The organism is Streptomyces sp. NPDC019443, from assembly GCF_044389785.1.
Taxonomy (GTDB): Bacteria; Actinomycetota; Actinomycetes; order Streptomycetales; family Streptomycetaceae; genus Streptomyces.
Map to the genome: position 1 here is coordinate 855,331 of NZ_JBIRYJ010000001.1, position 20,089 is coordinate 875,419.

The 20,089-nt window shown below is 70.8% G+C and carries 18 protein-coding genes; 9 read left to right on the forward strand and 9 right to left on the reverse strand.

The features are described 5' to 3' along the window. Nucleotides 1-72: 72 nt before the first annotated feature. The 5 genes from ACH492_RS03860 to ACH492_RS03880 all read left to right on the forward strand — a co-directional run bounded on the left by ACH492_RS03860 (nucleotide 73) and on the right by ACH492_RS03880 (nucleotide 5,740). Complete coding sequence (locus tag ACH492_RS03860) at nucleotides 73-207, forward strand: hypothetical protein (RefSeq protein WP_398982415.1); 135 nt, start codon at nucleotides 73-75, stop codon at nucleotides 205-207. 92 nt (nucleotides 208-299) lie between these two features. Further along, nucleotides 300-2,276, forward strand: coding sequence for a Xaa-Pro dipeptidyl-peptidase (locus ACH492_RS03865; protein WP_398982417.1), 1,977 nt, complete (start codon nucleotides 300-302; stop codon nucleotides 2,274-2,276). Then, nucleotides 2,273-3,553: a M14 family metallocarboxypeptidase gene (locus ACH492_RS03870; RefSeq protein WP_398982419.1), complete on the forward strand. Its 1,281-nt coding sequence runs from the start codon at nucleotides 2,273-2,275 to the stop codon at nucleotides 3,551-3,553. Before ACH492_RS03865 ends, ACH492_RS03870 begins: the two co-directional genes overlap by 4 nt. A gap of 81 nt (nucleotides 3,554-3,634) precedes the next feature. After that, the gene (locus ACH492_RS03875) at nucleotides 3,635-5,362 is read left to right on the forward strand and encodes a BCCT family transporter (RefSeq protein ID WP_398982421.1); all 1,728 of its coding nucleotides are present in this window, start codon (nucleotides 3,635-3,637) and stop codon (nucleotides 5,360-5,362) included. A gap of 99 nt (nucleotides 5,363-5,461) precedes the next feature. Next, nucleotides 5,462-5,740 (forward strand): hypothetical protein, encoded by a 279-nt coding sequence (locus ACH492_RS03880; RefSeq protein WP_398982423.1) that lies wholly within the window; start codon nucleotides 5,462-5,464, stop codon nucleotides 5,738-5,740. Nucleotides 5,741-5,815: 75 nt separating this feature from the next. On the opposite strand, the gene ACH492_RS03885 is transcribed toward ACH492_RS03880, so the two are convergent. Further along, a complete protein-coding gene (locus tag ACH492_RS03885) occupies nucleotides 5,816-6,769 on the reverse strand; it encodes an FAD-dependent oxidoreductase (protein WP_398982425.1) in 954 nt (317 codons plus the stop codon). A gap of 76 nt (nucleotides 6,770-6,845) precedes the next feature. Here ACH492_RS03885 and ACH492_RS03890 point away from each other — a divergent pair, with 76 nt between their 5' ends. Both ACH492_RS03890 and ACH492_RS03895 read left to right on the forward strand, forming a co-directional pair. Next, complete coding sequence (locus tag ACH492_RS03890) at nucleotides 6,846-7,889, forward strand: oxidoreductase (RefSeq protein ID WP_398982427.1); 1,044 nt, start codon at nucleotides 6,846-6,848, stop codon at nucleotides 7,887-7,889. Nucleotides 7,890-8,267: 378 nt separating this feature from the next. Then, on the forward strand, nucleotides 8,268-9,905 hold the full coding sequence (locus ACH492_RS03895) for an ABC-F family ATP-binding cassette domain-containing protein (RefSeq protein WP_398982429.1): 1,638 nt from the start codon (nucleotides 8,268-8,270) through the stop codon (nucleotides 9,903-9,905). Between the two features lie 100 nt (nucleotides 9,906-10,005). On the opposite strand, the gene ACH492_RS03900 is transcribed toward ACH492_RS03895, so the two are convergent. The 3 genes from ACH492_RS03900 to ACH492_RS03910 form a co-directional block, all read right to left on the reverse strand. Then, the gene (locus ACH492_RS03900; protein WP_398982431.1) at nucleotides 10,006-12,402 is read right to left on the reverse strand and encodes a Tex family protein; all 2,397 of its coding nucleotides are present in this window, start codon (nucleotides 12,400-12,402) and stop codon (nucleotides 10,006-10,008) included. A 91-nt stretch (nucleotides 12,403-12,493) separates the two neighbouring features. Further along, nucleotides 12,494-12,628: an LPFR motif small protein gene (locus ACH492_RS03905; protein WP_398982433.1), complete on the reverse strand. Its 135-nt coding sequence runs from the start codon at nucleotides 12,626-12,628 to the stop codon at nucleotides 12,494-12,496. A 61-nt stretch (nucleotides 12,629-12,689) separates the two neighbouring features. Then, a complete protein-coding gene (locus ACH492_RS03910; RefSeq protein WP_398982435.1) occupies nucleotides 12,690-13,553 on the reverse strand; it encodes a hypothetical protein in 864 nt (287 codons plus the stop codon). 112 nt (nucleotides 13,554-13,665) lie between these two features. On the opposite strand from ACH492_RS03910, the gene ACH492_RS03915 reads away from it, so the two are divergent. Continuing rightward, complete coding sequence (locus ACH492_RS03915) at nucleotides 13,666-14,322, forward strand: DJ-1/PfpI family protein (RefSeq protein WP_398982437.1); 657 nt, start codon at nucleotides 13,666-13,668, stop codon at nucleotides 14,320-14,322. On the opposite strand, the gene ACH492_RS03920 is transcribed toward ACH492_RS03915, so the two are convergent. Next, nucleotides 14,306-15,067, reverse strand: coding sequence for an enoyl-CoA hydratase/isomerase family protein (locus ACH492_RS03920; protein WP_398982439.1), 762 nt, complete (start codon nucleotides 15,065-15,067; stop codon nucleotides 14,306-14,308). The genes ACH492_RS03915 and ACH492_RS03920 overlap by 17 nt on opposite strands. A 236-nt stretch (nucleotides 15,068-15,303) precedes the next feature. On the opposite strand from ACH492_RS03920, the gene ACH492_RS03925 reads away from it, so the two are divergent. Next, nucleotides 15,304-15,774 (forward strand): ATP-binding protein, encoded by a 471-nt coding sequence (locus ACH492_RS03925; RefSeq protein WP_398982441.1) that lies wholly within the window; start codon nucleotides 15,304-15,306, stop codon nucleotides 15,772-15,774. Between the two features lie 37 nt (nucleotides 15,775-15,811). Here the strand turns inward: ACH492_RS03925 and idi are convergent, their stop codons facing one another. The 4 genes from idi to galE form a co-directional block, all read right to left on the reverse strand. Beyond that, nucleotides 15,812-16,405, reverse strand: a complete 594-nt coding sequence (gene idi / locus ACH492_RS03930; protein ID WP_398982443.1) for an isopentenyl-diphosphate Delta-isomerase — start codon at nucleotides 16,403-16,405, stop codon at nucleotides 15,812-15,814. Between the two features lie 144 nt (nucleotides 16,406-16,549). Then, a complete protein-coding gene (locus ACH492_RS03935; protein WP_398982445.1) occupies nucleotides 16,550-17,797 on the reverse strand; it encodes a GNAT family N-acetyltransferase in 1,248 nt (415 codons plus the stop codon). 195 nt (nucleotides 17,798-17,992) lie between these two features. After that, the gene (locus ACH492_RS03940; protein WP_398982447.1) at nucleotides 17,993-18,934 is read right to left on the reverse strand and encodes a cation diffusion facilitator family transporter; all 942 of its coding nucleotides are present in this window, start codon (nucleotides 18,932-18,934) and stop codon (nucleotides 17,993-17,995) included. Between the two features lie 141 nt (nucleotides 18,935-19,075). Continuing rightward, the gene (gene galE / locus ACH492_RS03945; RefSeq protein ID WP_398982449.1) at nucleotides 19,076-20,059 is read right to left on the reverse strand and encodes a UDP-glucose 4-epimerase GalE; all 984 of its coding nucleotides are present in this window, start codon (nucleotides 20,057-20,059) and stop codon (nucleotides 19,076-19,078) included. Nucleotides 20,060-20,089: the final 30 nt, after the last annotated feature.

The following is a 20,089-nucleotide window of genomic DNA, read 5'->3' on the forward strand; positions in this document are numbered from 1 at the left end:
CCCCGTACACATCGAGGCCCCCGCATACCGGCCAGCCCAACCAGGGGCGAGCCCGATCACCGGCACTTCGACTTGCGCTTCCTCTTCCGCACCTCGGCCGAGATCGTCGAGCTGCAAACCGAAGAAGTCACCGCCGCGGCCTGGCGATACGCCGACACGATCGAGAACGAGACGCTGCGCAGCCGCGTCACGCAGGCGCTGCGCTGACGAGAGCGTCCGTCGAGTCGCCTCCGCCGAGATCGACTGGGACAGCCGAATGCCCTCTGTTGCACAGGAGTTGACCGGAGTACCTTCCGCCCATGCCGACACACGCGCGGGGCGCCCGCTTGACGTGCAGATCGCTGGTGGCGGCGGCCTCGGCCGCCCTGATGGCCATGACCCTGGCCCCGACGGGCGCACACAGCGCGCCCGTACGTGAGAGCAGACCCGTCTACTCGTACGAGAACGCCATCCGTGAGTCCGTATGGGTGGACACCCGGCTCGACGGCGACGGAGACGGGCGGACCGATCGCGTCGCCGTCGACATCGTCCGGCCGCGTGAGCCCGCGCGGCAGGGCCGGAAGATCCCCGTGATCATGGACGCCAGTCCGTACTACTCCTGCTGCGGACGCGGCAACGAGAGTCAGAGGAAGACATACGACGCGAATGGCAACCCCGTCCAGTTCCCGCTCTACTACGACAACTTCTTCGTCCCGCGCGGGTACGCCTTCGTCGCGGTCGACCTGGCGGGCACCAACCGCTCCGACGGCTGCGTCGACGTCGGCGGCCGCTCGGACATCCAGTCCGCCAAGGCCGTCGTCGACTGGCTGAACGGCCGCGGCCGCGGCTACACCACCCGCACCGGCGGCGAGCGCGCCCGGGCCGGCTGGAGCACCGGCAGTACCGGCATGATCGGCAAGAGTTACGACGGCACCATCGCCAACGGCGTCGCCGCCACCGGAGTCGAGGGGCTCAAGACGATCGTCCCGATCGGCGCCATCTCCTCCTGGTACGACTACTACTTCGCCAAGGGCGCCCCGCTCTACAACTCGGGCCCCGACTGGCTCTCCAACTATGTCGAGAGCCCCGACGCCCGCGCCCGCTGCCAGGCCGTCCAGCAGCGGCTGGTGGACGAGGCGCCCCGCAACGGTGATCTGACCCGGCTGTGGAGCGAGCGCGACCACGTTCCCGACGCGGACAACGTCGAGGCCAGCGTCTTCGCCGTGCACGGTATGCAGGACCTCAACGTCCGCTCCAAGCACTTCGGCCAGTGGTGGGACGCCCTCGCCGACGAAGGCGTGGAGCGCAAGGTCTGGCTCTCGCAGACCGGGCACGTCGACCCGTTCGACTTCCGCCGCGCCGAGTGGGTCAGCACCCTGCACCGCTGGTTCGACCACTACCTCCTCGGCCACGACAACGGCATCGACCGCGAGCCGATGGCCGACATCGAGCGCGCCCCCGACCAGTGGTCCACCGACCGCGTCTGGCCGCCCCGGTCCACCGACACCACCAGCCTCCGCCCGGACAAGGGTGCGGCGGCGGGCGTCGGCACACTGAGTCTGCAGCCCGCACGCCCCGGCGCGACCGAGACCTTCACCGACGACCCGACGCTCGAGGAGACCGACTGGGCCGCCCAGATCGACCGGTCGACCTCCTCCAAGGCCGGGTTCATCACCAAGCCCCTCGGCCGTGACCTTCGGCTGTCCGGCTCCTCCAGGGTGACCATCACCGCCACGCCGTCCACCACCAGCGCCCATCTCTCCGCGGTCCTCGTCGACCTCGGCCCCGACACGATCCGCGACTACGCGGCAGCCGGCGAAGGCATCACCACCCTTGCCGAACGCAGCTGCTGGGGCGCGAGTACCCCGGGCGACAGCCCCTGCTTCAAGACGACCAAGGCCCGCACGGCAGCCGTCGACTACACCGTCTTCAGCCGCGGGTGGGCGGACCTCGGCAACTACGCCTCCGACGCAAAGGGCCGTCCGCTGACGCCCGGCACGGCGTACACCATCACCCTCGATCTGCACGCAAGTGACCATGTCGTCCCGGCTGGGCACCGGCTCGCCCTGATAGTCGGCGGCACGGACAGGGACCTCATCGACCCGCCCGCGAGCACTCCGGCGCTCACCCTCGATCTGGCCCGTACATCGGCGAAGCTGCCGATCGTCGGCGGCGCCGCCGCCTTCGTACGCGCCACCGCGGGGTCCACCGCGTCCCTCACCCCGCGCGAGGCCCGGCTCAGCGGTGTGGCCGAGCCGCGGCCCATCCGCCCGATCCCGGGAGGCGACAGCCGATGACGTCCCGTATCCGCATCCTCGCCCTGACGGTCGCAGCGGCAGCGCTTGCCGTGCCGCTGGCCACGGCGCCGGCCGAGGCGGCGCACAGCCTGCCCCGCACCGGCTTCGAGACCAGCCAAGGCGCGCGCTGGACCAGCCAGCCCGAGGAGCAGACGTTCCTCGCCGCCGTCGACCGCGGCAGCGACCGGGTCTCGGTCGGCCGGATCGGCACCACGAAGCAGGGCCGGCCGCTTCAGCTCGTACACATCGGCGCTCAGCACGCCGCGAGCACCGTCCTGCTGATCTGTACTCAGCACGGCGACGAGCCCTCGGGCCGCGACGCCTGTCTCACCACGATCCGCGATCTCGCCTACGCCAGGGACGGCGAAACCCGCCGGCTGCTGTCCCGTACGAGAATCCTCGTCGTCCCCACCGCCAACCCGGACGGACGGGCCGCGGACACCCGCGGCAACTCCGACGGGGTCGACATCAACCGCGACCACATCGCCCTGAAGACCGCCGAGGCGCGGGCGCTGGCCGCCGTCATCCGGGACCAGCGCCCGGACATCGTCTACGACTTGCACGAGTACGGCGCCACCCCGCCGTACTACGACAAGGACCTCTTCGACCTCTGGCCGCGCAACCTCAACACCGACGCCAAGGTTCACCAGGAGTCGCAGACCCTCTCCGAGCACTACGTCCGCCCGGCCGCACATGACAGCGGCTTCACCACCGGTACCTACGGCATATGGACCGACCCGGTCACCGGCGACCCCATCAAGCAGGTTGCGGGCGACGGCCAGGAGCGCATCCTGCGCAATGCCTCGGGCGTCAAGAACGCCCTGGGCCTGCTGATCGAGAGCCGCGTCGACCCCCTCACCGAGGAGGAGAAGGCCGACCCAGCGCTGAACAACCGTCGCCGGGTCGACAGTCAACTGACCGCCCTGGACGGTCTGTTGGACTTCGTCGACGAACGGCGCGGCCGGATCGAGGCGGCGACCGGAGCCGCGAGGCTGGCCGGTTTCAAGGACCGCGGCCCGGTCTATCTGGGCGGCGCCGACAACGACCCGGCGACGGCGGAGGAGACCCTGGAGGATCCGCCCTGCGGCTACCGCCTCGACGCGGCGCAGTACGCGGACGTGCGGGACGAACTGGCGCTGCACGGCGTCGCGTCGAGGCCGGAGGGGGACGGGGCGTTCGTACCGCTGCGCCAGTCCCAGCGCGAACTGATCCCGCTGCTTCTCGATGCCCGTGCGGCATACCACCTCACACCGGGACAACCGGTCGCCGCCTGTTGAGGAGGGTGGCGTGCATCACGTGTGGTAGGGGGTAGCGGAGGAGCGAAAGCAGGTTCCGCCAAACCTTGGAAGGTGCCACTCGTGTCGCACGACGAACAGCAACCGGGAAGCCGGGGAGAGCGGCCGGTGACGGCGGATCTCCCCGGCCATCCTCAGGAGACCGAGCGCGCCAGGACGGACCGGGTGGTCTTCGGCGTCACTGCCGTCCTCACCCTCGCCTTCGTGGTGTGGGGCGCCGTCGCCACCGACACCCTCGAGAGCGTCTCCAGCAAGATGCTCAGCGGGCTGATCCACAACGGCGGTTGGGCGTTCGTGCTCGCCGCCTCCGGCTTTGTGGTCTTCGCTCTCTGGCTCGCCATCAGCCGCTACGGCAAGATCCCGCTCGGGCAGGAGAGCGAGCGCCCGGAGTTCAGGACGGTGTCCTGGGTCGCCATGATGTTCAGCGCGGGCATGGGCATCGGCCTGATGTTCTACGGAGTGGCCGAGCCGCTCGCCCACTACATCACACCGCCGCCCGGCACCGACCCCGCCGACTCGGCGGACGCCATGCAGACGGCCATGGCCACCACGCTCTTCCACTGGACCCTGCACCCCTGGGCGATCTACGCCGTCGTCGGACTCGCCATCGCCTACAGCACCTTCCGTCGCCGCAGGCGACAGACCATCAGCGCGGTCTTCGTGCCGCTCATCGGTGAGAAGAATGCCCTCGGCGCACCCGGCCGGGTCATCGACATCCTCGCGATCTTCGCGACGCTCTTCGGCTCCGCGGCCTCGCTCGGCCTCGGCACCCTGCAGATCGGCAGCGGCGTCCAGGAGCTGGGCTGGATGGAGAAGGTCAGCACCGGTCTGCTCGTCGGCATCATCGCGGTGCTGACCGTTGCCTTCGTCGCGTCCGCGGTCTCCGGCGTCGAGAAGGGCATCCAGTGGCTGTCCAACACCAATATGGTGCTGGCGCTGCTGCTCGTCGTCTTCGTCTTCGTCGCGGGGCCGACGATCATCGTCCTCGATCTGCTGCCGACGTCGATCTTCTCCTACTTGGGCGATCTGCCACAGCTCGCCGGCCGCACCGAGGCCACCGGCGGCGAGGGCGTCGCCGACTGGCTGGGCAGCTGGACGGTCTTCTACTGGGCCTGGTGGATCTCCTGGACGCCGTTCGTCGGGATGTTCATTGCCAGGATCAGCCGGGGGCGCACGATCCGTCAGTTCGTCGGTGGGGTCATCCTGGTGCCGAGCACCGTCAGCCTGGTGTGGTTCGCGGTCTTCGGCGGTACGGCGATGAAGCTGCAGGAGCGCAAGCAGCTCGGCGACGAGACGACTCCGGAAGGCCAGCTCTTCGCGGTGCTGCAGCAGTATCCGATCCCCACGGCGATGAGCCTGCTGGTGATGATCCTGGTCGGCATCTTCTTCGTGTCGGGCGCGGACGCCGCGTCCATCGTGATGGGGACGCTGTCGCAGAAGGGCTCGTTCGAACCGTCCAGACTGGTGGTCGTCTTCTGGGGCGTGGTGACAGGTGCCGTCGCGGCGATCATGCTGCTCATCGGGAACGGAAAGGGCGACGCACTGGCGGGACTGCAGAATCTGACGATCCTGGTGGCCGCGCCGTTCGTGATCGTCATGGTGGGCATGTGCGTGGCGCTGATGCGCGATCTGCGTCACGACCCGCTGATCGTGCGCGGCGAGATCGGGGCCGAGGCCGTGGAGTCGGCGGTGATCGCGGGCCACAAGAAGTACGACGGCGACTTCGAGATCCGGATCGGGCCGCCGGGCGCGGGCCCCGACGACCAGCGCAACCCGGTCGAGACCCCGTGATCACGTCGGCTAGGGTTACCGACTGGTATTGATCAAGCCTCTCAATGAGGCTGCACAGCCGTGCACTTGGAACGTGGTGCACGGGAAGGAAGAGGAACCATGCGTCGTACGACCACGCTCGCCATCACCGCCGCCCTGGCCGGCGGTCTGCTGTTCACCGCCGCCCCCGCGCAGGCCGCCGCCACGGCGGATGTCCGCGCCGGCGGCATCGTGATCTGTGAGATCAACAAGATGCGCCAGCAGGTCGATGAGCTCAAGTCGAAGGCGGCGAAGCTCGACCGGCTCGGCGCGCACGACGAGGCCAAGAAGGCGCGTGCGCAGGCCGCCGCGATCCAGCGCAAGATCAAGAACTGCCAGGACGCCGACAACAACGCCTGACCCGGTCTCCGCCCCGGCCCCCGCCTCCTCGGGAGCCGGGGCGGAGCTCGTCAGGTTCGTGACGGAGCCCCCGAGCTACGAGGCAAGGGCCGCCGCAGCCTCCGCGCAGCCCCAGGCGACTGTCACCCCGGCGCCGCCATGGCCGTAGTTGTGGACCAGCAGACCGCCGTCCGGCAGCGGCTCGGCCTCGATGCGCACTCCCTGGGGCCTCGCCGGGCGCAGCGCCGCCCGGTGCCCGAGGATCCGTGCCCCGGCGATCTCCGGACGGATCCGCGCACAGCGCGCCACGATCTCCTCGGCCGTCGCCGGATCGGGCGCGAGGCGCCAGTCGTCGTCCTCTGCGGTGCCGCCCAGAATCAGCCGCCCTGGCTGCGGAAAGAAGTACGTCGTTGTGGCCGACGCATGGTCGGCCGCGGTGAACCACTCCTCGATCCCGGGGTTCTCCACCAGTACCAACTGCCCGCGCACCGGCCGCAGTTGATCATCCGAAGTGAGCTCGCGCGCGCCGAGCCCGGTGCAGTTGACCACGACCCGCGCCCGGTCCGCCGCCTGGGCGAAGGAGCTGACCGTACGCAGCTCCACCGTGCCGCCCGCGGCTTCGAACCGCCGCCGCAGCCAGCCCAGATGAACGGGCATGTCGATCAGCGGGATTCTGGCCCACAGCCCGTGGGCGTACCCCTCGGGCAGTTCGTCGGCCTCCGCCTCGCGCAACCCCTCGACCTGCGCGGCCCACGGCCCGAGATCCGACAGGCGTACATCGGCGTGTATGCCCGCGGCCAGCCGGACACCGGTCTCCTCGGGGCGGGCGGCGAGCTTCTCGTACACCCGCAGCGAAGCGAGCGACCAGCCGCCGACCAGCTCCTGCGGCTCGATGCGATACGGCCACCACAGCGCACCCGCCACCGCCGATGTCGTCTCCTCCGCCGGCTCCCGCGTCCACACGCGTACGCGAAGGCCACTCTCCGCAAGCACGATCGCGGTCGTCAGTCCGATGACCCCGCCGCCCACCACCAACACATCGCCGCTCATGCCGGGACGGTAGCGGAATGGCCGTTGCCGCGCTCAGCCGTGCTCAGAACACGGCACAGGTGGGGATACTCAGGATATGTCTGCCGTGTACGCGACCTTCGGGCTGGCGCCGGCGATGCGCGCCGGGGGAGTCTTCGCGGATGGTGGCTACCAAGTGCACCGGGACTTCATGGACTTCATCGTCGACGGGCGGCCGCTGCTGTTCCAGCTCTCCGACCTCGATGCCGTCTCGCCGCTGGCATCCGACGTGCCCCCGGCGATCTTCACCGCGCAGGTGCGCACGCTGCTGCTGGACGCCGCGGCACCGCTGGAGGGCGGCCGCTGTGTGATCTACGGCTGCCCCGAGTGCGAGGACATCCAGTGCGGAGCGGTGACGGCCGTCATCGAGCGCGAAGAGGACGACGTCGTGTGGCGTGACTTCGCCTGGCAGACGTCCGAGACGGCGGACCTGGAACTCAACGGCTACCACGGGATAGGGCCGTTCCGCTTCCGCGGCGACGCCTACCGCGCCGAGCTGGAACGCCTGCTGCCGGACGGCGACGGCGACGGCCACGACGACGCGGCGCCCGTCCGCCGCCGGGTCCTGCTGATCGGCGCGCGGGTCGCTGTACTGGCCAGGCTGGCCGCGGCCCTGCGGGCCATCGGCATCGGCGCGGACATCACCGACGGCGCCACGGGGGTCCCGGCGGAGGAACTGCGCACCTATGGCGCGGTCGCGTTCGGCCGCACGGTCACCGCGCAGCAGCGCGCGGGTGTGCGCGCGGCGTTCGAGACGGCGGGCGTGGAGGTGACATACGTGGACGGCCTCGCCCCGATAATCCCAGTGTTGGTCGCCCAGATCGAACACGCCCTGGACCGCGCCCCGTTGGAGTGCCGCAGGCTGACCCGACTGACATCGACGGCCGGCACGGCGGACGTGGAGGTGACCTCGACGTGCCGACTGCGACTGATGGCGTACCGCCTGGACCGGCTGCACCGGACGCATACGCGGGAGGTGTTCGACGGGACGCTGGAGCCGGGCGAGCACCGAATCGCGGTGGACGGGCGGGCGGTGAAGGGCGAGGCGTTTCTGGTGGCGCGGACGACGGGGACGGTGCTGGTGACACAGGTGCCCCACTGACACGCCCCGCGTCGGGCGCGCGGGCCTCGCGTCCCGCACGGGGGTGCGGCCCTCTGCGGCGCGAAGCCGACGCCCCGGGGTCGGGAGGGGGATTCCCGCGCGCCGTCCCCGCACCGGGGTGCGGCCCACCGCGCCGCGAGGCCGGCGCCCCGGGGTCTGGGGCTTGCCCCGCCCGCTGTTCCCGCACCGGTGCGGCCGTCCACGCCGCGAAGCCGGCGGCCCCGGGGGTCTGGGCGCTTGCCCCCAGTTCGGGAAGGGGCGGGGTGGGGAAAAGGCCCGCGCAGCGGCCCACCCCCGCCGCACCGTCCCCCAGCCCCGCCCCCCACACCGTCCCCCGAAACACCCCCCACCCCACCCGCGATTAGGATCAGCCCCCTCATGACTGCAACCCTCGTCGCCAAAGATCTCGCCGCCGGGCACGGCGACCGCTCGCTCTTCTCCGGGCTCGACCTCGTCGTCGCCCCCGGCGATGTGATCGGCCTCGTCGGTGTCAACGGCGCCGGCAAGTCGACCCTGCTGCGCCTCCTCGCCGGACTCGACCGGCCCGAGCAGGGCGAGCTCAAGCTCTCGCCGCCCGCCGCCACCGTCGGCCATCTCCCGCAGGAGCCCGAGCGCCGGGCGGGCGAGACCGTACGGGACTTCCTCGCCCGCCGAACCGGCGTCGCCGCCGCCCAGCGCGCCATGGACGAGGCGACCCAGGCGCTCGTCGACGGCGCGCCCGGCGCCGACGACGCCTACGCCGACAGCCTGGAGCGCTGGCTCGCCCTCGGCGGCGCGGACCTCGACGAGCGCGCCGACGAGGTCGCCGCCTCGCTCGGCCTGACCATCGGGCTCGACCTGCCGATGACCGCGCTCTCCGGCGGCCAGGCCGCCCGCGCCGGCCTCGCCTCCCTGCTCCTTTCGCGGTACGACGTCTTCCTGCTCGACGAGCCGACCAACGACCTCGACCTGGACGGCCTGGACCGACTGGAGACCTTCGTCCAGGGCCTGCGCGCCGGTACGGTCGTCGTCAGCCACGACCGCGAGTTCCTGACCCGCACGGTCACCAAGGTCCTCGAACTCGATCTCGCGCAGCAGCAGATCACCCTGTTCGGTGGCGGATACACCGCATATCTCGAGGAGCGGGACACCGCACGCCGGCACGCCCGCGAGGACTTCGAGGAGTACGCCGACAAGAGGGCGGCGCTCGAAGGCCGCGCCCAGATGCAGCGCTCCTGGATGGACAAGGGCGTCAAGAACGCCCGCCGCAAGGCGACCGACAGCGACAAGCTCGGCCGCAAGTTCCGCAGCGAGGCGAGCGAAAAGCAGGCCGCGAAGGCTCGCCAGACGCAGCGCATGATCGAACGCCTCGACACCGTGGAGGAGCCCCGCAAGGAGTGGGAGCTTCGAATGGAGATCGCATCCGCGCCGCGCTCCGGCTCGGTCGTCGCGACTCTCCGCGGCGCAGAGGTCCGCCGTGGCGACTTCACCTTCGGCCCGGCCTCACTCCAGATCGACTGGGCCGACCGGGTGGCCATCACCGGCGCCAACGGTGCGGGCAAGTCCACACTGCTCGCCGCCCTCCTCGGCCGCCTCACCCTCGACGCGGGCCACGCCACGCTCGGCGCCGGCGTGGTGGTCGGCGAGGTCGACCAGGCCCGCGGGCTGTTCTACGGCACCGAGAGACTGCTCGACGCCTTCTGCGCGGCCGTCCCCGACACCGAACCTGCCGAAGTCCGCACCCTGCTGGCCAAGTTCGGCCTCAAGGCGGACCATGTGCTGCGCCCGGCGACCACGCTCTCCCCCGGCGAACGCACCCGTGCCGCGCTGGCGCTGCTCCAGGGCCGCGGCGTCAATCTCCTCGTACTCGACGAACCGACGAACCACCTCGACCTGCCGGCGATCGAGCAGCTGGAGTCCGCGCTGGACTCGTACACCGGCACGCTGCTGCTGGTCACGCACGACCGCCGGATGCTCGACGCGGTCCACACCACGCGCCGTATCGAGGTGTCCGCGGGCAAGGTGACCGAGGCCTGAGGTCCGACGCCGAGCACGGCCGCATACCTGGGCAGTGATGCGTACGCACCTGTGCGCGGGGCCCCGTCGCCGACCGGCAACGGGGCCCATCTGCGCTTCCTCAGCGGCGCCGGTCGGGATCCGCGAGACCGGCCCGCCGCAGCGCGTCCGCCATCGCGCTGTTCGCCGGCGGCGGAGCCTGGCGGTCGCCGCCACGGCTCCCGCCGCGGTCCCCACCGCGATCGCCCCCGCGTCCGCCCTGCTGACGGCGCTGCTGCGGCGGACGGCCGCCGCGCTCACTCCGCTCCCGCTGCTTCGGGCCGCCTCCGGCCTCCTTCGGTGCGGCCTCGTCATCGAGTCGCAGGGTGAGCGAGATCCGCTTGCGCGGGATGTCGACGTCCAGGACCTTCACCTTCACCACGTCGCCCGGCTTCACCACGTCCCGCGGGTCCTTGACGAAGGTCTTCGACATGGCCGACACATGCACCAGGCCGTCCTGGTGGACGCCGATGTCCACGAAGGCACCGAAGGCCGCCACATTGGTGACCACGCCCTCCAGGATCATCCCGGACGCCAGGTCGCCGATCTTCTCGACGCCCTCCTTGAAGGTGGCCGTCTTGAACGCGGGTCGCGGGTCGCGCCCCGGCTTCTCCAGCTCCCGCAGAATGTCGGTCACCGTCGGCAGACCGAAGGTCTCGTCCACGTAGTCGGCCGGCTTCAGCGAGCGCAGCACCGGCGCGTTGCCGATCAGCGAGGCGACCTCCTCGCCCGCCGTCTTCACCATGCGCCGCACCACCGGATACGCCTCGGGGTGCACGCTGGAGGCGTCCAGCGGGTCGTCGCCACCGCGGATCCGGAGGAAGCCCGCGCACTGCTCGTACGCCTTGGGGCCGAGCCGCGCCACATCCTTCAGCGCCTTGCGGGAGCGGAAGGGGCCGTTGGAGTCGCGGTGCGCCACGATGTTCTCGGCGAGCCCGGTGCCGATGCCCGACACCCGTGAAAGCAGCGGCGCGGACGCGGTGTTGACGTCGACGCCGACGCCGTTCACACAGTCCTCCACGACCGCGTCGAGTGACCGCGACAGCTTCACCTCGGACAGGTCGTGCTGGTACTGGCCGACACCGATCGACTTCGGGTCGATCTTGACGAGTTCGGCCAGCGGGTCCTGGAGGCGTCGAGCGATGGAGACGGCGCCGCGCAGGGACACATCGAGGCCGGGCAGCTCCTGCGAGGCGAACGCGGACGCGGAGTACACCGACGCGCCCGCCTCCGAGACCATCACCTTGGTGAGGCTCAACTCCGGGTGCTTCGCGCACAGTTCACCGGCGAGCTTGTCGGTCTCCCGCGATGCAGTGCCGTTGCCGATCGCGATCAGATCGACGGAGTGCTCCTTGGCGAGCCGCGCCAGTTTCGCCAGCGACTCGTCCCACTTGTTCGCCGGGACGTGCGGGTAGATGACGTCCGTGGCGACGACCTTGCCGGTCGAGTCGACCACGGCGACCTTCACGCCCGTACGGAAACCGGGGTCGAGCCCCAGCGTCGCCCGCGTGCCCGCCGGCGCGGCCAGCAGCAGATCCCGCAGGTTCGCCGCGAAGACCCGGACCGCCTCGTCCTCCGCCGCCGTACGCAGCCGGAGCCGCAGGTCGATCCCCAGATGCACCAGGATCCGCGTCCGCCACGCCCAACGCACGGTGTCCGCGAGCCACTTGTCGCCAAGGCGCCCGCGGTCGGCGACGTCGAAGCGCCGGGCGATCATCCCCTCGTACGTCGAGGGGCCCGGCTGCTCGCCCGGCTCCTCCGGCTCCAGCACCAGGTCGAGGATGTCCTCCTTCTCGCCCCGGAACATGGCGAGCACCCGGTGCGAAGGAAGCTCCTTGAACGGCTCCGCGAAGTCGAAGTAGTCCGCGAACTTCGCGCCTGCCTCCTCCTTGCCGTCGCGCACCTTCGCCGCCAGCCGGCCGCGCGTCCACATCCGCTCGCGCAGCTCGCCGATCAGGTCGGCATCCTCGGAGAAACGCTCCGTCAAGATCGCCCGCGCGCCCTCCAGCGCCGCGGCGGCGTCCGCGACGCCCAAGGCTTCGTCCACGAAGGCCGCGGCGGCCGCGAGCGGCTCCACCGACGGGTCGCCGAGCAGCCCGTCGGCCAGCGGCTCAAGACCCGCCTCGCGTGCGATCTGCGCCTTGGTGCGCCGCTTCGGCTTGAACGGCAGGTAGATGTCCTCAAGGCGCGCCTTGGTGTCGGCGGCCCGGATCTGCGCCTCCAGCGCCTCGTCCAGCTTGCCCTGCTCGCGCACGGACTCCAGGATCGCGGTCCGCCGTTCCTCCAGCTCCCGCAGATACCGCAGCCGCTCCTCGAGCGTGCGCAGTTGCGCGTCGTCGAGCATCTCGGTCGCTTCTTTGCGGTAGCGCGCGATGAACGGCACGGTCGACCCGCCGTCGAGCAGCTCGACGGCCGCCTTCACCTGCCGCTCCCGTACGCCGAGCTCCTCGGCGATCCTGCCTTCGATGGACGTCGTCACGGTTCCCCGACTCGCCTTCTCATGCTGGCTGTGCTGGCTGTGCTTGAGAGTGCATTGTGCCGGGTGGCCGGGGGCCGTGTCGCCTGCCGCTTCAGACGCGGCGAGTTCGGCGCCCGCCGCGCGAGGCTCCGCCGAAGAGCCGGGCGAGCATCCGGAAGGGCAGCGTCACCACGGTGGCGATCGCCGAGCCGATCATTCGAAGTGCGTCTGCGACTGCGCGGAACAAGGGCACCTCCAGGGTCGGTGACTGATGTCTCCCGAGTTGCCCTGGAGGGCCGTGGTAAACGTCAGCCCTTGCCGCTGAGGTCCGCGGGGAAGGCGCCGGAGGCCACCGCGGTCGTCAGGAAGCCGCGCGCCAGCTCGGTCAGCCGCTCGACGTCCGCGGCCCCCAGATGCTCGTACGGGGCGAGGTCGATGCGGTCCGTGTGCTCCTCCAGCTCCGCCCGAAGCCGTACGCCATCCTCGGTCAACTCGCCCTCGGCGTCCAGGATTCCACGCTCCCGCAGCCGCCCCTGGGCGGCCTCCCAGTCGGCGCGCCGCCAGCCGCGCGTGGCCAGAATCCAGCGCGGCGCCATGCCCTTGCCGGTGGCCGTGTGGCTCACCAGCGCCTCGACGGGGTCGAGCTCTGCGGAGAGCAGCGCCGCGAGGTGGCCGTCGCCGCGGTGCTCGCGCAGCAGGGTCGCGGCATGCCAGTAGGCGAGATGCGGCTCCTCGGGCACCGTCAGGTCGGCATGCGCGGCGTACAGCGGCCGGGCGTGCCGCGTGCATGCCTCGGCGGCGCGCAGCGCGAGCCGTGCCGCTTCCGCCAGCTCCTTCGATGCGATGACCTCGTCGCCCAGCAGCCGCCGCAGCGTGCTGTCGGCGGCGCGCAGCCGGGCCTCCAGGACGGCCTCGGGGGACGCGATGTCCCACACGGCGGGCAGATGCCGGGCCACCAGTTCGTGGTTGAAGTTGTAGAAGGCCGCGGTGACCGCACCCGGCCCGACGGCGCCCATCGCGGCGCCGCGCCCGGCGAAGTAGGCGGCCCTCGCGTCCTCGATGCCGAGCTGCGCGAGCTGGTCGGTGAAGTCCGGCGAGAAGTAGACCGTCGAGTGCAGCGGGTTGAGGGCGTTGTGGCAGCGGCGTCCCGCGCGCGGAGGCAGAGAGGTCATACCCGACACGTTACCGACTGGTCGGTACGTAGTGAAGACCGGGCGCCGGATGGCAGGAAAGGTGGGGTACTTGTCATTGCGGCCATCTCGTCCGCCGCCAAGGATGGAAGCCATGACCCAGCGATCCGTACTCGTCGTCCTCTTCGACGACCTGCAGAGTCTCGACGTGACCGGCCCGGTCGAGGTCTTCGCGGGCGCCGACAGGGCCGTCGGCCGTGCGTACGAGATCCGCACCGCGTCGCTGGACGGCGCCCCGGTCCGCACCTCCAGCGGCCTCACCCTCGTCCCGGACAGCAGCCTCGCCGAGGCCGCCGTCCCCCACACGCTGATCGTGCCCGGCGGCCCCAGCACCCGTACCCCCGACTCCCGCCTGCTCGACTGGCTGCGCACCCACGCGCCGCGCGCCGAGCGCCTGGTCTCGATCTGCAGCGGCGCCCTGCTGCTCGCCGGCGCCGGTCTGCTGAAGGGGCGCCGCGCCACCACGCACTGGCTGCCGCTCGACGATCTGGCGCCCCTCGGCGCCGAGCCGACCGGCGAACGGGTCGTCTTCGACGGCAAGTACGTCACGGCGGCGGGTGTGTCCTCCGGTATCGACATGGCCCTGCATCTGCTCGGCCGGATCGCGGGCGACGAGGTCGCCCAGACCGTGCAGCTGCTCACGGAGTACGACCCGCAGCCGCCGTACGACGCGGGCTCGCCGGAGAAGGCGCCGGCCGAGATCGTCGCGCACTGGCGCGGCCAGGCGGAGAAGATCACACAGTCCAGGTGAAACGGGGCGCCCTGCGCTCCAGGAAGGCGGCGACCCCCTCCGCGGGGTCGCCGCTCGCGCGCGCCTGCTCCGCCCAGTGGGCGTCCCGGTCGGTACGGCCCGTCGCGAACTCCTTCGCCGCGGCCTGGGTGAGCTGCGAGCGTGACGTGACGACCCTGGTGAACTCCGCAGTGCGCTTGCCCAGTTCGCCCCGTGGCAGCACCTCGTCCACCAGACCGGTGCGCAGCGCCCGTTCCGTGTCGATCAATTCGCCCGAGAAGAGCAGGTACTTCGCGGCGGCGGGACCCACCAGCGAGACCAGCCGCCGGGTCGTCGAGGCGGGATAGACGATCCCGAGCTTCGCCGGAGTCACCCCGAACAGCGCGTCCTGTTCCGCGAACCGCAGATCGCAGGCCGCGGCGAGCTGGCAGCCGCCGCCCACGCAGTAGCCGCGGACGGCGGCGAGCGTCGGCTTCGGGAACGCGGCGAGTGCCTCCTCGGCGTGTACCGCAAGTGTCTGCGGGGTCTCGCCGGGCTCCCGCAGCGAGGAGATGTCGGCGCCGGCGCAGAAGGTCTCGCCCTCGCCGGTCAGCACCAGCGAGCGTACCGCCGTATCCGCCGCCAGCCGCGCGAGCAGCTCGGGAAACGCCCGCCACATCTCCGCGGTCATGGCATTGCGCTTGGCGGGATTGCTGATGACGACGGTGGCGACCCCGTCCGCAACGGTGTGGGTCAACTGTGGCTGCGAACGCTCCTTCTGTTCCATGCGCCGGATGCTATCCACCGGATCGGCGGCCGACGGATCGGCAGTATGGTCACAGAGCAGGAGAACCGGGCAGAAGAAGATCAGGAACAGTCGAACCACTGACGCTGTCATACGCACACGGTCAGAAAGCGTCGATAGGCGCTGACTTCTGTTCAGCGGCCCGGTCCGGACCAACCGACTCCCAACACTTATTACTCGATGGTCAGGGCAGTCGAGCCGAGGGTGGGTGCCGGACTATGGAGAGCCGCGGGAGCGTCCCGACCCGGCCACTGTCGTACGAGGGCGTCTGGCGATTCACCGCTCCTGCCCTCGACGTGTCCGTCCCGCAGGCCCGGCACGCCGTACGGGATCTGCTGAACCGCCAAGGCGTGCCCGTCGAGGACGATCTCGTCCAGGGGCTGCTGCTGATCGTCTCCGAGCTGGTCACCAATGCCGTACGGCACGCGGCTCTGCTCTCGCCCGAGATCGCCGTCGAGGTCGCCATCGGCGCGGAGTGGATCCGGGTGTCGGTGGAGGACAACCACCCCTACCGGCCCAAGGCGCTGGAGACCGATTACGGACAGACCGGCGGCCGTGGTCTGCTGCTCGTGCGCGAGATCACCCTGGAAGCCGGCGGATCCTGCGACGTCGAGCACACCGCGAGCGGCGGCAAGATCATCTGGGCCGCGCTGCCGCTGAGACCGACCGCCGGCACCACGCCGCTCTAGCCGCTCCAGCCGCTGTTGGGCGCCGTGCCGGTCCGTCTCACCAGCCGCCGGACGGGCCCGTGAGCTCCTTGATCGCCGGACGGGCCGCGTCCAGCACCGTCATGAACCACGCCGAGAACGGCGCCTCCGCATGCCGGTCCGTCAGTTCCTTGGGCGTCACGAAGGCCGTCTCACCGACCTCGTCCGGGTTCGGCCGCAGTGGAGCCTGCACCAGACCCACGAAGAGGTGGTTGTACTCCTGCTCCACCAGACCCGAGTCCGGGTCCGGGTGGTTGTAGCGGACCGTGCCCGCCTCGGCGAGCAGTGAGGGCGAGACCCCGAGCTCCTCGTGCGTACGCCGGGCGGCGGCCGCGAAGGGGGCCTCACCCGGGAACGGATGCCCGCAGCAGGTGTTCGACCAGACGCCGGGGGAGTGGTACTTGCCCAGCGCGCGGCGCTGCAGCAGCAGCCGCCCGTGCTCGTCGAAGAGGAAGACGGAGAACGCCCGGTGCAGCTGCCCGGGCGCCTGATGGGCGGTGAGCTTCTCCGCGGTGCCGATGGTATTGCCGTGCTCGTCGACCAGCTCGAGCAGGATCGCTTGGGGGGCGCCGTTCGACGAGCTGTTCGCCGCGGTGGCTGGTGAGATCGGCATAACCATCCTTCGCATCGGTCCTCGGCCCATCGGGGGCCTGCCCAGTGTGCCGTACAAAAGCGGCTTGTCCGCACTTCGGCAGCCTGGGCATGTCCCCCCGCCGCGTCGGCTCGCGGCGAGGGCGACATTACTCACCAGAACTCATCAGACACCGAAGGCCACCGGATAGCGGATCGTGCCCCGCGGCACGCCCAGGGAACCGTCCAGCACCAGGGCCAGCATGGCCTCGTCGGGCACTTGGAAAGTTGGCCTGATTCCGTACCGTGACGCCGGCTCGAAGCCGAACCTCGGGTAGTACCAGGGATGCCCGAGGACCAGGACGAGCCGCTCCTGGCGGATTCTCGCCACATCGAGCACGGCCCGGACGACCGCCTGCCCCGCGCCGCCCCGCTGATGCTCGGGAGCCACCGCGACCGGAGCCAGCGCGAGCGCGGGGACGTCTCCGACATGGCAGCGGGTGAGCAGTGCGTACGCCGCGACCGAGCCGTCCGCCGCCTCGGCGACGTACGACATTCCGGGCAGCCACGCATCGCCGTCCTGGCGCAGCTGGCCGACAAGGCCCGCCTCCTCGGCGGTCGGGAAGGCCGCGGCATTGACGGCGCGTACTGCCGGAATGTCGGCCGCCGTCTCCGGCCTGGTGCGCCAGCGCGGGTCGGCCGGCCGCAGGACATAGCCCGTGTAGCCGTACTCCGTGCCGTGGTCACGGCGCATCGCGATCTCCGCCCGGGTGGCGGCAAGCGCCTGCGCCATGCCCGGGGCCGATGCGTCCGCGGCGTCGGCCCGCTCGCCGAGCGGGCCGTAGTACTCCTCCCAGTCGCTCTCGGGCTGCCGGTGCACCCCCAGGACGGTGTAGCCCGCCGCGACGGCCGCCGAGATGTTCTCGGCGCTCGTACGCAGCACATAGTGCTGGTCCCAGAAGGCGCGGGCTTCGGCCGAGGGTTCCCCGGCCGTCCACTCGCATTCGGTCAGGACGAGCGCGCCGCCTGGGGCGAGCAACCGCCGCCACTGCCGCAGGGCGGTGTCGAAGCCGATGTTGTACGCGGAGCTCTCCGCCCAGACGAGATCGAACGAGCCGTCGGGGCAGGGGAGTTCGGCCATATCGGCCTTGACGGTGCGGATCGTGTCACCGAGCCCGCGGGCCTCGGCGCTGTGGCGCAGTTCGTCGAGGAACGGCTCGTGCAGATCGACGGCCGTGACCTGTGCACCGGCCTCGTCGGCCAGCAGCAGCGCGCTGCGGCCGGGACCGCAGCCCAGATCGAGCACGCGGGGACGCGCCGGCAGCGGCCCGGCGAGGGCGAGCAGCCGGCGGGAGGTGCAGTCGGAGCCGGGACCCTGCCGCGGAAGGCCGTGGTGCAGGGCGAAGAAGGCGTCATGAAGAGCGTTGTCGGACAACGTGGGAACCCTTGAGTGTGTGCGGGCTCCGGCCGACGTACGAGAAGGCGTACGAGAGAAGGGGTCAGCCGGCAGCCCGGAAGCCGAGGATGGACCGGGCGCTGCGCAGGGCAGCGTTCGCCGCGACGGTCATCAACCTCAGCTCCTCTCAAGCGTGCTGGTAACACTGGCCGGTAAGACTAACAGCCGCCGCTCTCAGTGACAGAGCCTTGCCTCGTGCTCCGCATGGCCGACCGGTTCCAGCTGGAAGGTGCAGTGCTCCACGTCGAAGTGGCCCCCGATGCACCCCTGCAGATCGTGAAGCATCTTCTCGTGCCCGACCGCGTCCAGGATGTGCTGGCTGACCACCACATGCGCGGAGAGCACCGGCATCCCGGAAGTGATCGTCCAGGCGTGCAGATCGTGGACGTCCTCCACGCCGGGGAGCCCCACTATGTGCGCCCGGACCTCGCCCATGTCGACGCCCTTCGGCGCCGCCTCCAGCAGGACGTTGAGGGTCTCCCGCAGCAGCTTCAGGGTGCGCGGCACGATCATCAGGCCGATGACGAGTGATGCGATGGGGTCGGCGGGCAGCCAGCCGGTCGCGAGGATGATGGCGGCCGAGACCAGCACCGTCAGCGAGCCGAGCGTGTCCGCGAGCACCTCCAGATACGCCCCGCGCACATTGAGGCTCTCCTTCTGACCTCGCACCAGGATCGAGAGCGAGACCATGTTGGCCAGCAGACCGACCACGGCGAACGCGATCGTCAGCCAGCCCTTGGTCTCGGCCGGGGTGATGAAGCGCTCCACCGCCTCGACGAGCAGATAGCCGCCGACGCCGAGCAACAGCACGCAGTTGGCGAGCGCGGCCAGGATCTCGGCCCGGGCGAAGCCGAAGGTGCGGTTCGGTCCGGCGGGCCGGTTGGCGAAGTGGATCGCCAGCAGCGCCATGGCGAGACCGACCGCGTCAGTCGCCATATGGGCGGCGTCGGCGATGAGGGCAAGGGAGCCGGAGAGGATGCCGCCGACGATCTCCAGGACCATCACGCTCAGCGTGATGGCGAGCGCGATGCGCAGCCGTCCCGTGTAGGCCGAGGCCGCGGTGCCGGTCGGCGGCGGCCCGCCGTGCGAATGCCCGTGGTCGTGCCCAGCCCCCATGCGAGACGCCTCCAGGTCGTCGGATGATCTGCCGAGACCTCAGTCAACTACGGGTGGGGGGTACCAGGCAACACGGTACTGAACACCGTTGTCGTAACGCCTGACCTGCGGAAACGACCTGCACCCAGGGCGTTGACAAGATCACTTGATGCGGGCTTCGGGGTGCCGCAGGCACCAGCCCTCCCAGGCCGACTCCACCATCTCGCGTACCCCGCGCGACGCCGTCCAGCCCAGCTCCTTGGCGATCAGATCTACCGAGGCGACGGCCTTGGCGGCATCGCCCGGACGGCGCTGCTCGATCACCGGCGCCTCGCCGTACCCCGTGACCTCGCCCACCAGATCGGCGAGTTCGCGGACCGAGACGCCGACGCCCCGGCCGATGTTGACCGTCAGATCCCCGGCCCCGTCCTGCTCGGCCAGCCGGCGGGCCACCGCGAGATGGGCGTCGGCCAGGTCCGCGACATGGATGTAGTCACGGATGCAGGTGCCGTCCGGCGTCGGGTAGTCGGCGCCGAAGATCCGCGGGGCCTCACCACGGGTGATCCGGTCGAAGAACATCGGGATGATGTTGAACACTCCGGTATCGGCCAGCTCCGGCCGGGCCGAGCCCGCCACATTGAAGTAGCGCAGACAGGCCGTGGACATGGAGTGCGCGTGGCCCGTCGCCCGTACCAGCCACTCGCCCGCCAGCTTGGTCTCGCCATACGGATTGATCGGCTCGCACGGAGCGGACTCGGGGATCAGGTCCATCTCGGGCACGCCGTATACGGCCGCCGAGGAGGAGAACAGGAAGCGCCGCACACCTGCCGCGACGACCGCCTCGAGGAGCACTGTGAGACCGTGCACATTCTCCCGGTAGTAGCGCAGCGGCTGCTCGACGGACTCCCCGACCTGCTTCTTCGCCGCGAGATGTACGACACCGGTGACGGCGTGCTCGGCGAGGGTGCGGTCGAGCAGCTCCCGGTCCAGGATCGCGCCGCGGACCAGCGGAATCTCCTCGGGCAGTCGCTCGGGTATGCCCGACGAGACATCGTCGAGGACGACGACCTGCTCGCCGGCCGCTGTCATGGCCCGCGCCACATGCGCGCCGATGTACCCCGCTCCACCTGTGATCAGCCAAGTCATGCCGGTCAGCCTAGGCCCTGCGGACCCGCG

What these genes read in the sequence shown, in the direction of transcription:
- ACH492_RS03865 (WP_398982417.1), top strand. Translation starts at nt 300, where the DNA reads ATGCCGACACACGCGCGGGGCGCCCGCTTGACGTGCAGATCGCTGGTG.
- ACH492_RS03870 (WP_398982419.1), top strand. Translation starts at nt 2,273, where the DNA reads ATGACGTCCCGTATCCGCATCCTCGCCCTGACGGTCGCAGCGGCAGCG.
- ACH492_RS03880 (WP_398982423.1), top strand. Translation starts at nt 5,462, where the DNA reads ATGCGTCGTACGACCACGCTCGCCATCACCGCCGCCCTGGCCGGCGGT.
- ACH492_RS03885 (WP_398982425.1), bottom strand. Translation starts at nt 6,769, where the DNA reads ATGAGCGGCGATGTGTTGGTGGTGGGCGGCGGGGTCATCGGACTGACG.
- ACH492_RS03890 (WP_398982427.1), top strand. Translation starts at nt 6,846, where the DNA reads ATGTCTGCCGTGTACGCGACCTTCGGGCTGGCGCCGGCGATGCGCGCC.
- ACH492_RS03895 (WP_398982429.1), top strand. Translation starts at nt 8,268, where the DNA reads ATGACTGCAACCCTCGTCGCCAAAGATCTCGCCGCCGGGCACGGCGAC.
- ACH492_RS03910 (WP_398982435.1), bottom strand. Translation starts at nt 13,553, where the DNA reads ATGACCTCTCTGCCTCCGCGCGCGGGACGCCGCTGCCACAACGCCCTC.
- ACH492_RS03915 (WP_398982437.1), top strand. Translation starts at nt 13,666, where the DNA reads ATGACCCAGCGATCCGTACTCGTCGTCCTCTTCGACGACCTGCAGAGT.
- ACH492_RS03920 (WP_398982439.1), bottom strand. Translation starts at nt 15,067, where the DNA reads ATGGAACAGAAGGAGCGTTCGCAGCCACAGTTGACCCACACCGTTGCG.
- ACH492_RS03925 (WP_398982441.1), top strand. Translation starts at nt 15,304, where the DNA reads ATGGAGAGCCGCGGGAGCGTCCCGACCCGGCCACTGTCGTACGAGGGC.
- idi (WP_398982443.1), bottom strand. Translation starts at nt 16,405, where the DNA reads ATGCCGATCTCACCAGCCACCGCGGCGAACAGCTCGTCGAACGGCGCC.
- ACH492_RS03940 (WP_398982447.1), bottom strand. Translation starts at nt 18,934, where the DNA reads ATGGGGGCTGGGCACGACCACGGGCATTCGCACGGCGGGCCGCCGCCG.
- galE (WP_398982449.1), bottom strand. Translation starts at nt 20,059, where the DNA reads ATGACTTGGCTGATCACAGGTGGAGCGGGGTACATCGGCGCGCATGTG.